The sequence below is a fragment of the Chitinimonas sp. genome, assembly GCF_036568685.1.
GTDB lineage: Bacteria > Pseudomonadota > Gammaproteobacteria > Burkholderiales > Chitinimonadaceae > Chitinimonas.
This window is the reverse complement of record NZ_DATCSC010000054.1, coordinates 15,730-29,873: the sequence shown is the minus strand read 5'-3', so window position 1 is coordinate 29,873 and position 14,144 is coordinate 15,730. Positions and strand designations below refer to the sequence as shown.

9 protein-coding genes are annotated in these 14,144 nt (G+C 65.4%); 5 read left to right on the top strand and 4 right to left on the bottom strand.

Annotation, left to right across the window (positions count from 1 at the left end):
* The 3 genes from VIM95_RS09025 to VIM95_RS09015 all read right to left on the bottom strand — a co-directional run.
* Positions 1 to 305 (bottom strand): ribose-phosphate pyrophosphokinase-like domain-containing protein (locus tag VIM95_RS09025; RefSeq protein ID WP_331984796.1); only part of this gene is annotated, 305 nt, incomplete at its 3' end.
* Positions 305 to 1,816 carry a thymidine phosphorylase family protein gene (locus VIM95_RS09020; RefSeq protein ID WP_331984794.1) on the bottom strand — a complete coding sequence of 504 codons (1,512 nt, stop codon included), beginning with the start codon at positions 1,814 to 1,816 and terminating at the stop codon, positions 305 to 307. The genes VIM95_RS09025 and VIM95_RS09020, both read right to left, overlap by 1 nt.
* A complete protein-coding gene (locus tag VIM95_RS09015; protein ID WP_331984792.1) occupies positions 1,813 to 3,180 on the bottom strand; it encodes an MBL fold metallo-hydrolase in 1,368 nt (455 codons plus the stop codon). The genes VIM95_RS09020 and VIM95_RS09015 overlap by 4 nt, the downstream gene beginning before the upstream one ends.
* A gap of 106 nt (positions 3,181 to 3,286) precedes the next feature.
* Here VIM95_RS09015 and VIM95_RS09010 point away from each other — a divergent pair, with 106 nt between their 5' ends.
* Genes VIM95_RS09010 through VIM95_RS09000 form a run of 3 tightly spaced genes read left to right on the top strand, consistent with a single transcriptional unit; the run spans position 3,287 to position 6,156 of the window.
* On the top strand, positions 3,287 to 3,991 hold the full coding sequence (locus VIM95_RS09010) for a nitroreductase family protein (protein ID WP_331984790.1): 705 nt from the start codon (positions 3,287 to 3,289) through the stop codon (positions 3,989 to 3,991).
* A 25-nt stretch (positions 3,992 to 4,016) separates the two neighbouring features.
* Positions 4,017 to 4,853, top strand: a complete 837-nt coding sequence (locus VIM95_RS09005) for a universal stress protein (protein ID WP_331984788.1) — start codon at positions 4,017 to 4,019, stop codon at positions 4,851 to 4,853.
* A gap of 34 nt (positions 4,854 to 4,887) precedes the next feature.
* On the top strand, positions 4,888 to 6,156 hold the full coding sequence (locus VIM95_RS09000) for an MgtC/SapB family protein (protein ID WP_331984786.1): 1,269 nt from the start codon (positions 4,888 to 4,890) through the stop codon (positions 6,154 to 6,156).
* 4 nt (positions 6,157 to 6,160) lie between these two features.
* Here the strand turns inward: VIM95_RS09000 and VIM95_RS08995 are convergent, their stop codons facing one another.
* Positions 6,161 to 8,692 carry a cation-translocating P-type ATPase gene (locus tag VIM95_RS08995; protein ID WP_331984784.1) on the bottom strand — a complete coding sequence of 844 codons (2,532 nt, stop codon included), beginning with the start codon at positions 8,690 to 8,692 and terminating at the stop codon, positions 6,161 to 6,163.
* 146 nt (positions 8,693 to 8,838) lie between these two features.
* Between VIM95_RS08995 and VIM95_RS08990 the strand changes: the two genes are divergently transcribed.
* Together VIM95_RS08990 and VIM95_RS08985 are read left to right on the top strand one after the other, a co-directional pair.
* The gene (locus VIM95_RS08990; RefSeq protein WP_331984782.1) at positions 8,839 to 11,520 is read left to right on the top strand and encodes a bifunctional acetate--CoA ligase family protein/GNAT family N-acetyltransferase; all 2,682 of its coding nucleotides are present in this window, start codon (positions 8,839 to 8,841) and stop codon (positions 11,518 to 11,520) included.
* 102 nt (positions 11,521 to 11,622) lie between these two features.
* Entirely contained in the window at positions 11,623 to 14,142 is a 2,520-nt protein-coding gene (locus VIM95_RS08985; protein WP_331984780.1) for a xylulose 5-phosphate 3-epimerase, read from the top strand.
* Positions 14,143 to 14,144 lie beyond the last annotated feature (2 nt).

The following is a 14,144-nucleotide window of genomic DNA, read 5'->3' as shown; positions in this document are numbered from 1 at the left end:
CGCTTGTCCTGCCGCATATAGGCCAGATAGGGCGCCACCAGGCCAACCTGGACCGCCCCCATCTCGCGGGCGGCATCGGCGGCAAAGAGCAGTGCCGCCAGCTTCTCGTCCGGCCGGTCCAAGGTACAGACCAGCACCACGCAACGGCCTTCCAGCTCAGTGGGCAGGGTTACGCTAGTCTCGCCGTCAGGAAAGCGGTGCAGTTTTACAGGCAGGGCCGGTGCGCCCCAGTGCATCGCCAGTGCGGCGCCCGCCACCTCGTTACCGGGGAAGGCCAATACCGCGATTTCCTTATGCCCTCGCATCACGCCTCTCCTTCCAGTGCCACTACGCCCGGATGGGCCTCGGCATAGGCCAGTGCATAGCTCAGTTCCCCAGGCGCCTCGGCATGCACCGTGAACAACGGCTGGCCTATCGCCACCCGGTCACCGGCTGACACATGCATGTCCAGCCCGGCCGCCTTGGATTGCGGCGCGCCGGCGAGCTTGGCTATGCGTGCCAGCACGCGGTTGTCGATGCTGGCCACACGGCCAGCCTGCCTGGCCAGTACCGGCTCCCGCAGCGGGGCCAGCGGCACGGCGCGCAGCCCGCCTTGTGCTTCGCAGATCAGTTCGAACTGGCGCCAGGCACGACGGCTATCGAGCACTTCGATGGCACGGCTCATGCCCTGCCCTTCCGCGGCCACGCCCCCCATCTCCAGCACCCTACCGGCCAGCAGCAAGGCACGGGCGCGCAGATCGGCCGGGGCCTGCGGATCACAGGCCAGTACCTGCAGCACGTCGCGCGCCTCCAGCGCCGGGCCGACGCCGCGGCCCACCGGTTGGCGGCCATCGGTCACCTCCACCCGCACTACCATCTCCAGCGCCTCGCCCACCGCCTTGAGTCGGCTGGCCAGCCGCGCGGCGGTCATCGGGTCGCGCACCTTGGCCGAGGGGCCAAGCGGGATGTCGATCAGCACATGGCTGGAGCCGGCCGCCAGCTTCTTGGAGAGGATGGAGGCCACCAGTTGACCGTCGCTGTCCAGGTCCAGCGGCCGCTCGATGCGGATCAGCATGTCGTCGGCCGGACTGAGCTGCATGGCCCCGCCCCAGACCACGCAGCCACCGGTACGCTCCACCACCCTGCGGATGGCAGCCAGGTCAAGGTTGACCGGCGCCAGTACTTCCATGGTGTCGGCCGTGCCGGCCGGCGAAGTGATGGCGCGCGAGGAGGTCTTGGGCATGGTCAGGCCGCAGGCGGTGGCAATGGCCACCACGATGGGCGTGGTGCGGTTACCCGGCAGGCCACCCACACAGTGTTTGTCGACCACCGGCCGGCGGTCCCATTGCAAGCGCGAACCGGCCGCCACCATGGCACGCGTCAGGGCCAGCGTCTCGCCCTGATCCAGCCGCTCGCCGGCGCAGGCCGAGACAAAGGCCGCCAGGTGCAGGTCCGAGAGACGACCGGCAACGATGTCCTGCACGATGGTGTCCAGCTCCGCGGGAGCCAAGCGCTCGCCGTAGATCTTGGCGCGCAGAAAGCTTTCGCTGGCCAGTACCGGTACGTGCGAGAAGCTCAGCGCATCGCCCGGTCGCAGGCCCAGCTCACGCTGGGCGGCATTGCTCAGAGAGACCTCGTCGATCTCCAGCAGGCCGCCGCTGACGGTATTGAGGGTGGCGATCAGGCTACGCTCGCCGGCGCTGACCTCGATGCGGGTCTGGGCTGCAAAACCTTCGGCGCGGCAGACATGGCAACCGGCACTCATATAGACCACGTGCTCGCTGGCGGTATCGATGCCCAACGGCTTGAAACGCAAGGTTGGAATGTGAGGACTCATGCTGTGAGATCGACCTGCTGCAGGTAGTCCGGCACGCTCACCGGCCAGTGCAATTCATCGGCAATCCGGCGCCGCAGGCTGTCTGCCGCGTCCGGTTCACCATGCACGATAAAGGTGTGCCGGGGTGCCGCCCGGAAGCCGCGCAGCCAACCGAGTATCTCGTCGGCATCGGCATGGGCCGAGAAGTTGGGGATATTGTCCACGCTGGCGCGGATAGGAATCTCCTCGCCAAAGATACGCACATGGGACGCGCCGCCCAATATGGCCGCGCCGCGGGTACCGCCAGCCTGAAAACCCGAGAACACGATGGCATTGCGCGCGTCCGGCGCAAAAGCCTTGAGGTGGTGCAGTACCCTGCCACCGGTGGCCATGCCGCTGGCGGCCAGGATGATCATGGGGCCGTGGCGGCGATTGAGTTCGATCGATTCCTCGGCCGACTGCACCATGCTGGCGCCGCGGCACATGGCCTCGCATTGCTCACGGCTGAGCCTGTGCTCGCCCTGGTGGCGCATGAAGATCTCGGTGGCATCGATCGCCATGGGGCTGTTGAGGTAGACCGGTACCTGCGGGATCTCGCCCGAAGCCTTGAGCAGATGGATCAGGTAGAGCAGGCTCTGCGCCCGGCCGACGGCAAAGGTGGGGATCAGGACCACCCCGCTCTGCGCTACCGTGCGGCGGATGATCTGCCCCAGTTTGACCCGCGGGTCTTCCGGATCATGCTGGCGGTTGCCGTAGGTGGATTCCACCAGCAGCCAGTCCGCCTGGCTGATCACCATGGGCGGCTTCATGATCCGGTCGTGCGGGCGACCCAGGTCACCAGAAAAGACGATGCGCTTACCGTCCACATTGAGTTCCACGATGGCAGCGCCAAGGATGTGGCCTGCCGCCCAGAAGCGCAGCGCCACCTTGGGGCCAAGCCGGATCTCCTGATCGAAGGCGCAAGGCCTGAGCTGCAGCAGGCAGGCGCGGGCATCCTCCTCGGAGTAGAGCGGCAGCGCCGGCTCATGGCGGCTGGAATGCTTGCGGTTGGCGTAGTCGGCTTCCTCCTCCTGCAACCGGCCGCTGTCAGGCAGCAGTACCTCGCACAGCTCGCGCGTGGCGGCAGTGCAATAGACCGGCCCGCGGTAGCCCTCCTTGGCCAGCAGGGGCAGGTAGCCGCTGTGGTCGAGGTGGGCATGGGTGAGGATGACCGCGTCGATGCTCGCCGGATCGACTGGCACCCTGGCCCAGTTGCGCAGCCGCAGCGTCTTGTAGCCCTGGAACAAGCCGCAATCGATCAGGAGGCGCATCCCTCCCACCTCCAGCAGGTATTTCGAGCCGGTGACCGTACCGGTCCCGCCGAGGAACTGCAGCCGCATGTCCATTGCCACTCCTTTTCTGGCTATTGATGCCAGCCAGTGTCCGCCTGGACCGGCTGGTCTGCCTTGACGTGTATCAAGCAGCTGACAGGCCGCAGGGCACGCAGCAAGTTTGACCTGCATCAACGTGCACACGCTGGTAAGGACTACTGTAGACAAGGCCGACGCCACCGATACCTACGTGGCGATGAACGAGGAGGCCGCCATGCACAATCCGCTGCTGGAAACGCTCAATTGCCGGGATTCCTGCCCGCTGTTCCTCTCCAACCAAGCCCTGCCGCAACCCGAGCTGATGCAATTGCTGGAGGCTGGCCAGTTGGCGCCCTCGGTACTGGGGCTGGAGCCCTGGCACTTCGTTGTCTCGACCAAGGAAGCGAGCAAGACCGCCCTGCAACAGGCCTGCCACGACCAGCCACAGCTGGCAAGCTGCAGTGCGGTGGTCACGGTGCTGGCCCGCACCGCCGACCTGCGGCCCGGCAGCGAGTACTGCGAGGCGCAGCTGGCGCGCGAAGCCCAGGGGGCGGCCCATCTGCAGGCGCTGCGTGAGCAATACGCCCGCATGGCGGCAGAACATGCGCTGGATGCCTGGTTGGTGGCGCAATGCCACGTGGCCGCCGCCCACATCATGCTGGCGGCCGCGGCGGCCGGCATAGACAGCTGCCCGATCTGGGACTTCGACCCCACCGCCGTGAGCGCAGCCTTGCAGGTCGATACCACCCGCTACCTGGTGGCCCTGCCCATTGCCCTGGGCTACCGCGCCGTGATCCCCGCACCCAAACACCGCCGGCCACTGGCCGACATGATCGACTACCGCTGATGCCCACAGGGCGAAGGAGCAGACCATGAACTACCGCAGCATCCTCGTCCATGTGGACAGCAGCGAGCGCAGCAAGGCTCGCATCGCCCTCGCCAAGCAGTTGGCCGAAGCCTACGAGGCCCACCTGACCGGCGTGTTCGTCGCGCCTTCGGCCAATATCGCCCTGGTGGGCCCCTACCCTGCCGCAGCCGAGGTCTACTATGAAATTCACGCCGAAATCGAGCGCGATGCCGAAGCGGCGCGCAAGGTGTTCGAGCAACAGACCCTCACCCTGCGCGAGCGTTGCGAATGGCAGCAGCACATCAACCAGCCGACCGATGCACTGAGCCTGGCCGCGCGCTACCACGACCTCTTGATCCTGGGCCAGACCGAACCGGGCAAGCCGGTCAACGGCCTGCCTGGCAACCTGACCGAAACGGTGGTGATGGGCAGCGGCCGGCCGGTACTGGCCGTGCCCTATACCGGCGAGATCGGTGCGCTCACGCGACATGCCCTGGTCGCCTGGAATGGCAGCCGCGAGGCCACCCGCGCGCTGACCGATGCACTGCCCCTGCTCAAGCGTGCCGAGCGGGTGACCGTACTCACCATCAACCCCAAGATCGGCCCCGACGGCCATGGCGAACTGCCCGGTGCCGATATCGCGCTCTACCTGGCCCGGCACGGCATCAAGGTCGAGGTGGCGCGCGAAACCGCCTTCAGCCAGGACCTGGGCGAATGCCTCCTGAACTGGATTGCCGACCATGGTGTGGACCTCTTGGTCATGGGCCTCTACGGCCACTCGCGCCTGCGCGAGCTGGCGTTGGGCGGTGCCAGTCGCACCGTGCTGCAGAGCATGACGGTGCCGGTGCTGATGTCGCACTGATGGCATCAGCACCGCAACCCCGCCGGGCCACATCATGAGCGGCCCGGACAACCTGCTACCCCTACCGGCACTGGCGCTGTTGCCGGCCTTTGCCACCAGCCTGGCGCTGGGCCTCTTGATGGGGCTGGAGCGCGAGCGCAAACCCTCGGCCCGGGCCGGCCTGCGCACCTTTGCGCTCACCGCCCTGCTGGGCACCGTCTGCGGCCTCCTGGCGGCGCGGTTGGGCGCCAATTGGCTGATCGCCGTGGGCCTGGCATGTGTGGCACTGGCAATCGTTGGCGCCTATCTGGCCCATCCTCTGCAAGATGACGACCCCGGCACCACCACCGAGATCGCGCTACTGCTGTGCTACCTACTGGGTGTGCTGTGTTGGTTTGAAGAGCGCAGCCTGGCCATCGGGCTGGGCGTAGCCGCCACGGTACTGCTGCAGTTCAAGACCGAGCTCGCCGGACTGGTACGCCGGCTGAGCCCGGACGATGTTCGCTCCATACTGCAGTTCGCAGTATTGAGCCTCGTGATCCTGCCGGTCTTGCCTGACCGGGACTTTGGTCCCTACCAGGCCTTCAACCCCTACCAGACCTGGCTGATGGTGGTGCTGATCTCCGGCGTGGGCCTTGCGGGCTATCTGGCGCTACGTGTCTTTGGCCAGCGGGCCGGGGTGTTGATCGCCGGCCTCCTGGGCGGGCTGGTATCCAGCACGGCCACCATGCTGGTACACGCAAGGCAAGCCCAACAGAGTACCGAGCCTATCCAGGCTGGCAGCACCATCGTGGTGGTCTCCAACTTAACCGTATTGGTCAGACTGATGATGATTGGTGCCATTGCCGACCCTGCAATTGCCGGGCGCTTGAGCCTGGTTCTGGGCTCTGGTTTGCTCGGCGGCCTGCTCGCGGCCCTGCCGGCGAGACGGGTTGAGCAAGCAGATAGCCTCATGGCTGCAACAAGCAACCCCACAGAGCTCAAGACGGCATTGGGCTTTGCAGCGATGTACAGCCTGGTCTTGCTGGCAGCAGCCTGGTTGAACAATGAGCTAGGACACGTCGGACTTTATGCGGTGGCATTGCTATCCGGCGCAACCGATGTCGATGCCATCACCTTATCCAGCCTGCACATGCACACTCAGGGACGACTGCAGGCCATGCCCACAATGTTCGCCATCGTGCTTGCCGTAGCGGCAAACACGATCTTCAAACTGATCCTCGCATTCAGCATCGGTGGCCGACGCTTTGGCCTGCGTGTGGTATGGCCCATGCTCGCTGCGGTAGTTTCATCGATCCTGGCGCTATGGGCGCTACCAGCCTGACCGCTTATCTACCCTTGACCAAACGCCCAAGCCATAAGGCCTGGACAATACCGATGGGGGTGATCAACGCCGGCACCAACCATTGCGCGGGGGATGGCAGCGCAAAGTGCAATACACGGGTAAAGGGTGGGAAGAACAAGGCTGCCAGCAATGCCAGTACCGTGGCGCCACTTACCCAAGCCAGGACTGGTGTTGGTTTGCCAAGCGGGCGGGTGGCGATCAGCAGTCCCAGATTTCCCAATACCAGCGTTGTAAAGGCCAGCGGCCGGGCCTCCTCCGCTGCATTGCCGACACCGAGTGCAAGCATGTAGACAGCGACAGCGGCAATCGTCAGCGGTACGCCTTGCAACAGGCATTGCAGGAAAGTGGCGCTGCCGAACAGGGGGCTGCTGCGGCGCCGGGGCGGTTTGCTCATCAAGTCGGCCGCGGCGGGTTCGGCCTCGAACACCAGGGAGCAGGCCGGATCAATCACCAGTTCCAAAAACATCACATGGATAGGAGCAAGCAGCAACGGCAAGCCGAACAGCAGCGGCGCCAATGCCAGGCCCATGATGGGCATATGGATGGCGATGGTGTAGACCACGGAGCGCTGCAGATTGGCATAGATGCGCCTCCCCTGTCGTATGGCCTCGACAATGGCACCAAAATTATCCTGCATTAAGACCAGATTCGCTGCTTCTCTGGCTACATCGGTACCGCGCTCACCCATGGCCACGCCGATATGCGCGGCCCGGAGCGCGGGCGCGTCATTGACCCCATCGCCCGTCATTGCCACGATCTCGCCAGCGGCCTTGAATGCCTCCACCAGACGCAGCTTCTGGGCCGGGAGTATGCGAGCAAACACGCTGGTCTTGGCTACCTGGGCTATCAGCTGCCGGTCATCCAGCAAAGTCAGTGCTTTACCCGTCACGACGGTTTCAGCAGGTATGCCTGCTTGTCGTGCAATACATGCCGCAGTCCCCGGGTCATCACCGGTAATCATGACCACTCTGATCCCGGCGGCGTGGCAATCAGCCACCGCCTCAGGTACTTCCAAGCGTATTGGGTCGGCGAGACCGATCAGCCCCAAGAACTCGAAATCAAAGTCCTGCTGCCGCGCCGGCCATTGCGGCGATTCGTGTCGACCGCACGCGACCGCCAGCACGCGCAGCCCCTTGCTGGAAAGTTGAGCCACCTGCAGACGCAAGGCGGCAAGTTTTGCATCGTCGAAATGGCAGAGATCCGCCACGGCTTCTGCCGCCCCCTTGCAAGCCAGGGTGTAATGCTTTCGGTCTACGGCCGACCAGGCATGGGTCATGGCAAGCAAGGCCGGCGATAATTCATATTCCCGCAATAGCGACCAGTCCTCGTGCAGATGCTCTGTGCCAGCGAGCACCTCCCGCGCATACGCATGGAACGCCTGCTCAAGCGGATCATGGGGGGCAATTTCACTGGCAAGTACCCCATATTCCAGCAAGGCATGAAAGGCTTCAGGCAGAGGCTCGACGCTGTCGGTCCAATAAATGGCCTCGTTAACTGACAAGGCTCTTACCGATAGCTTGTTCTGCGTGAGCGTGCCGGTCTTGTCCACACACAGCACCGTGGTCTCGCCAAGGGATTCGATCGCATCCAACCGCCGCGTGAGCACGCCATAGGCGGCAATGCGACGAGCCCCGAGCGCCAGCATAATGGTCTGTATAACCGGTAACTCTTGAGGCAACAGGGTCATGGCCAGCGTGATGGCGGCCAGGATCGCCGCCAGCCAATCACCGCGTGTGTAGCCATAGAGCAGGAAGGTGAAGGCACAGATGGCAAGGGCGATAAGCGCAATACGCTGTACCAGTCGCCGAGTCTCGGCCTGAAGCGGAGAAGGGGGTGGCACAACATCGCCCACCATCCGGCCAATACTACCTAGCTGGGTGGCCATACCGATTGCCGTCACCCTGGCCCAGCCCTGTCCCTGCAAGACCATGGCACCGCCAAAGATCTGGGAAGCACCTGCCTCCGCATCGAACGTTGTCCGGCCTGCCAAATTCGCCAGCTCGGCAGGGAAAGCAGACCGCTTCGGTACCGGCTTGGATTCTCCGCTCAGAAGCGACTCATCCATAGACAACTCATTGCAGGTCAGCAACACGCCATCGGCAGGAACGCGGTCGCCTTCTGCCAGCAGCAGCACGTCGCCCACTACCAGCTCGCGCCCAGGTATGCGCCGGGTAGTGCCATCGCGCAGTACCAGCGCCCTGGGGCTGGAAAGGTCACGCAGCCGCTCAAGGACCTTCGCCGTCCGCCGCTCCTGAAAAACAGTGATGCCAATGATGAGGATGACAAAACCCAGCAACATGGCGGCCTCGCGGCTGTCACCCAGCCAGAGGTAAACCCCGCCGGCACCGAGCAACAGCAAGAACATAGGCTCGGTCACCACCTCGCGCAGCAGATGCCAGATACCGGAGTGACCCGTCTCGCGTAGCGCATTCGGGCCGTCCCTGGCCAAACGCCGTGCCGCTTCGGCTTGCGTCAGGCCGCTCAGCCCAGGCTCCAGCTTGATGCCGTTATCCATTGCCTGCCCCACCTTTTTGCACTTGGCAACGCTCTATGTAGGCCTTTTCAACACCCAATACTCTGTGCTGCATCAAATGCAAGGCCCGACGCAACTACTAATATCAAGCTCAGCCGCGTTTTCCAGCCATATCTTCAGAGAGCCCCATGAGCGTCCGCAATCTCGAACACCTCTTCCACCCGATTTCCGTCGCTTTGATTGGTGCTTCTTCTCGGCCACATAGCGTGGGAGCAACCTTGCTGGCCAATCTGCTGCACGGTGGGTTCTGTGGGGAGATCATGCCGGTCAATCCCAAATATGCCGAGATTTCCGGCATTCCAGCCTACAAAACGATTTCCGATCTGCCAAAGGTGCCGGACCTCGCAATCATATGTACACCGGCAGCGACGGTTCCTGGTGTGATCAGCGAGCTTGGCGAGGCAGGCTGCTTGGCCGCAATTGTCATCAGCGCCGGCCTTAACCTGACCATCATGCCTTCGGGAGAGACGGCAACAGAAGCCATGCTCAACGCCGCACGCCCATTTCTGTTGCGGGTACTCGGGCCTAACTGCGTAGGGGTGCTGGTACCCGGCATCGGCCTCAATGCAAGCTTCGCCCATGCCAATGCCTTGCCCGGCAAGCTGGCCTTTGTGTCGCAATCCGGTGCACTGACCACGGCGGTGCTGGACTGGGCCAATGGCAAGGGGGTGGGCTTCTCGCATTTTGTCTCGCTGGGTGACTGCGCCGATGTGGACATGGGTGACATGCTGGACTATCTGGCCAGCGACCCGGCCACCAGCGCCATCCTGCTATATGTCGAATCGCTGCGCGGCGCGCGCAAGTTTATGTCGGCCGCCCGGGCGGCCGCCCGCAACAAGCCGGTGTTGGTGGTCAAGGCCGGTCGTGCCGCTGCCGGCGCCAAGGCGGCGGCCTCGCACACCGGTGCGCTGGCGGGGGCGGATGCGGTCTACGATGCCGCCATCCGCCGGGCCGGCATGCTGCGGGTCTACACCACCGAAGACCTGTTCGATGCCGCCGAGACCTTGGCGCGGGCCAAGCCGCTGCAGGGCGAGCGCCTGGCCATCATGACCAACGGCGGCGGTGCCGGTGTGCTGGCAGCCGACGCGCTGGACCTCGGTGGTGGCGTGCTGGCCGAGTTGGGCGACGCCACCCTGGCCAGGCTCGATGCTGCCCTGCCGGCGACCTGGTCGCACGGCAACCCGGTGGACCTGATCGGGGACGCCCCCAGCGAGCGTTATGTAGCGGCGTTGGCTGCACTGGACGCCGACCCGGACTGCGATGCCATCCTATTTCTGCAGGCACCGACCGCCATCGTGCCCAGCCAGGAGATCGCCGAAGCCCTACTCAAGCCCTTGCAGCAAGCCACAAAACCGGTATTCGCCAGTTGGCTCGGCGGCGAGGCGGTAGCAGGTGCACGGCAACTGAGCCGCGAAGCCGGCATTCCCACCTACGACACACCTGAACAGGCGGTGCGCGCCTATCTGCAACTGGTGGACTACCGCCGCAACCAGACCTTGCTGCGCGAGACACCGGCCGCGGCAGTCAGTGCCATCCCACCGGATCGCGCCGCCGCCACGCGGCTGATCACCACTGCGCAAGCCGAGGGCCGCAGCCTGCTGACCGAACCCGAGGCCAAGGCCCTGCTGGCCGCCTACGGCATCCCCACCACGCCCACTCGCATCGCCACCACACCGGCAGATGTGGCCGGTGCCAGCACGGCGCTGGGGCTGCCGGTGGCGGTCAAGATCCTGTCGCACGACATCAGCCACAAGTCGGACGTGGGTGGCGTGGCGCTCGACCTGGCCACGGCCGAAGCCGCCCGGGTTGCTGCCGAGGCCATGCAGGCACGTATTGCCGAGCTCAGGCCGGATGCCCGGCTGGAGGGCTTTACGGTGCAGCCCATGATCCGCCGCGAGGGGGTGGAGTTGATTGTGGGCGCCAGCACCGACCCGGTGTTTGGCCCGGTGATCCTGTTCGGCCAGGGCGGCACGGCAGTGGAGGTAATCGCCGACCGCGCCATCGGCTTGCCGCCGCTTAATACCGTACTGGCCCGTGAGCTGGTGGCCCGTACCCGCGTCGCCCGTCTCCTGGCCGGCTACCGCGACCAGCCGGCGGCCGACCATGCCGCCATCGAGGGTGTGCTGCTGGCGGTATCGCAGCTCCTGTGCGAGCAGCCGGCGGTACTGGAACTCGATATCAACCCCCTGCTCGCCGGCGAGCGCGGCGTGATGGCGCTGGACGCGCGAGTGGTGATCGCTGCAGCGGACAAGGTACAGGCCAACCGGCTGGCGATCCGCCCCTACCCCGTCGAGCAGGAGCAGAGCCTGCAGTGGCGTGGACAGCCGCTGCTGCTACGGCCTATCCGGCCCGAGGACGAACCCCAGCACCGCGCCTTCTTTGCCGCCCTGAGTGCCGACGATCTGCATGCCCGCTTCTTTGGCGTGGTCCGCCAGCCCGGCCACGACCAGCTGGCGCGCTATACCCAGATCGACTACGAGCGCGAGATGGCCTTTATCGCCACCCGGCTGGACGCAGCAGGCCAGCCCGAGACCCTGGGTGTGGCCCGCGCGATCTGCGACCCGGACAACCTGGCAGCCGAGTTCGCCATCGTGGTCCGCTCCGAGCTCAAGGGTTGCGGGCTGGGCAAGCTGCTGTTGCAAAAGCTGGTGGACTACTGGCGCCAGCGCGGCACCCTGGCCCTGGTGGGCGAAACCTTGATCGAGAACCACGGCATGGTGGAGCTGGCACGCAAGCTGGGCTTCAGCACGGTGCCCGATGCGCGGGATGGCGTGGTCAGGCTGAAGCTGACGCTGCGGGAATCTGTCTGAGCACGACGTATACGCAAGCGGCTTGACCTGCATCAAGCCGCGCTCCCGCGTACAGGCCAACAATCAACAAAGCCCCACTCACGGGGAGAGGAGAGACATGCCATGAACAAGCCCGATCTGTCCGTGCACCCGACCACCGCCGCCGACGAACTCAGCCACCGGCGCGACGGCCACCGCGGCTTTCCCTACCGCAAGCCGGCCACGGCCACGGCAGGCACCGCACCGTCCTTGCCGCAGGCAGGCGATCTGGGGCCCGCTTTTACCGAATGGGCCAAGGGCTACGGTGTGATCCAGCATGATGCCCATACCCAGCTGCGTATCCATCGTCTGCTCGATCACCTGCAGCGCGAACACGGGACGGCCAGGATGGAGACGGTACTTGCCGCCCTCATCGCCGCCGACCGGCTGTGCAGTGCCGGCATGTGGCTGGTGGCGCATATGACCTACGCCCGCCGGGTGCGCCTGGATGGCGAGGCGCTGGCGCAGGAGGACTTCAAGCCGGTACCGGAGGGCCACACCGGCGGTGCGCTCAATATGGTGCCGGCCTATGTGGGCTACCTGTTGGCCAATGCCATCAGCGGCAATACCCGCGGCTGGATGATGGGCCAGGGCCATTGCGTGGCGGCCATCGACGCGGTCAACGTGCTGATGGGCAACCTCCACCCCGAGCAGGCGGAGCGCTATGGTGCCAGCACCCAAGGGCTGAGCCGCTTGTGCCAGGACTTTTACAGCTATGCCATTGATGCCCGTGGTCGCCCCGCCGTGCCCATGGGCAGCCATGTCAACGCCCATACCGCCGGCGGCATGATAGAAGGCGGTTACCTGGGCTTTGGCGAGCTGCAATACGTCCATGCCCCACTGCCGGGCGAGAGCCTGGTGGCCTTCCTCAGCGATGGCGCCTTTGAAGAGCAGCGTGGCTCGGACTGGGCACCACGCTGGTGGCGCGGCGAGGACTGCGGCAACGCCCTGCCGGTCATGATCCTGAACGGCCGCCGCATCGAACAGCGCAGCTCACTGGAGCAGGACGGTGGTGTGGCCTGGTTTATCGATCATCTGCGGCTCAATGGCTTTGAGCCGCTGGAGATAGACGGTACCGACCCGGCCGCCTTCGCCTGGACCATACTCACCATGGAGGAATCGCTCGCCAGCCAATACCAGGCCGTGCAATCCGGCTTGCAGCAGTACCCGGTGCGGCTGCCCTATACCATTGCGCATGCGCCCAAGGGTTTTGGTTTTCCGGGTGCGGGTACCAACCTCGCGCACAACCTGCCGCTGGGTGGCAATCCCGCCACCGACAGCGCCTTGCGCGCCGTATTCAACCAGGCCGTGGCCAAGCTGTGGGTGGAAGCCGGCGAGCTAAGCAACAGCACCGCCCGCCTGCAGACCCATGCGCAGGATGGCCGGCCGCTGGAGCGCGACCACGCCCTGAGCCGCCGTGCACCAAGCTACACCGTACCCGGTAGCCTGCCCTGGCAGACAATGCCGGGCGGCCTGCATTCGCCCATGCAGGGAGTGGACCAGGCCATGCTGGCGGTGGCCGACGCGAACCCGGCCCTGCGCATACGGATCGGCAACCCGGACGAGCTGCGTTCCAACGGCATGGGACATACGCTGGACCGCTTCCATCATCGCGCTTCCCACCCCGAGGCCGGCGCGCCGGAATCGCTGGATGGCAAGGTGATCACCGCCCTCAACGAAGAAGCCGTGGTCAGCGCCGTGATCGCCAACAAGGCCGGGCTCAACATGGTGGTCAGCTACGAGGCCTTTGCGGTCAAGATGCTGGGTGCCATGCGGCAGGAGGTGATCTTTGCCCGCCAGCTGGCCGAGGTCGGCCGGCCCGCCGGCTGGCTGTCCTGGCCGGTGCTGCTGTCATCGCACGCCTGGGAGAATGGCAAGAACGAACTCTCGCACCAGGACACCACCCTGCCCGAAGTCTGGTTGGCCGAGAGCAGCGACCGGGCACGCACCGTATTCCCGCCAGACTGGAACAGCGCGGTGGCCACCCTGGACGCCTGCTACCGCACGCGCGGCCAGATCTGGTGCGTGGTGGCACCCAAGCGGCCGGTGCCGCAACGGCTGAGCCAGACCGATAGCGAACGGCTAGTACGTGACGGCGCACTGCGCCTGGTGGGCAGTGGCGGCAGCGATGAAAAGCTGATCCTGACCGCCGTGGGTGCCTACCAGCTGAGCGAGGTGCTGCGTGCCTCCCGCCGCTTGATGGAGCGGGATATCCCGCACGCCGTGGTCTATCTCTATGAGCCCGGCCGACTGCGCCTGCCACGCGATGAGCACGAGGCCGCCCACGTGCTGGACGATGCTGCACTGGCCACCCTCTACCCGCACCACAGCCGCGCCCGCGTACTGCTGGCCCATACCCGGCCCGAGCCGCTCCTGGGTGCGTTGCGGCGTATCGATACCGGCCCACAGCACACCGTCGGCCTGGGCTTCCGCAACCGTGGCGGCACCCTGGACCCCTTTGGCATGCTGTTCGCCAATGGCGCCTGCTGGGCCCACGTGTTGCAGGCCGCATCCCAGACGCTGGGCCTGGGGCTGGATACCCTGCTGCTACCCGAGGAGCGCGACGCCGTACTGGGCCTGGGCGACCCGGCCGTACTGCGCTGAGG

Coding starts and splice junctions, on each gene's coding strand:
- VIM95_RS08995 (WP_331984784.1), bottom strand. CDS start 8,692: ATGGATAACGGCATCAAGCTGGAGCCTGGGCTGAGCGGCCTGACGCAA.
- VIM95_RS08985 (WP_331984780.1), top strand. CDS start 11,623: ATGAACAAGCCCGATCTGTCCGTGCACCCGACCACCGCCGCCGACGAA.
- VIM95_RS09015 (WP_331984792.1), bottom strand. CDS start 3,180: ATGGACATGCGGCTGCAGTTCCTCGGCGGGACCGGTACGGTCACCGGC.
- VIM95_RS09020 (WP_331984794.1), bottom strand. CDS start 1,816: ATGAGTCCTCACATTCCAACCTTGCGTTTCAAGCCGTTGGGCATCGAT.
- VIM95_RS08990 (WP_331984782.1), top strand. CDS start 8,839: ATGAGCGTCCGCAATCTCGAACACCTCTTCCACCCGATTTCCGTCGCT.
- VIM95_RS09000 (WP_331984786.1), top strand. CDS start 4,888: ATGAGCGGCCCGGACAACCTGCTACCCCTACCGGCACTGGCGCTGTTG.
- VIM95_RS09005 (WP_331984788.1), top strand. CDS start 4,017: ATGAACTACCGCAGCATCCTCGTCCATGTGGACAGCAGCGAGCGCAGC.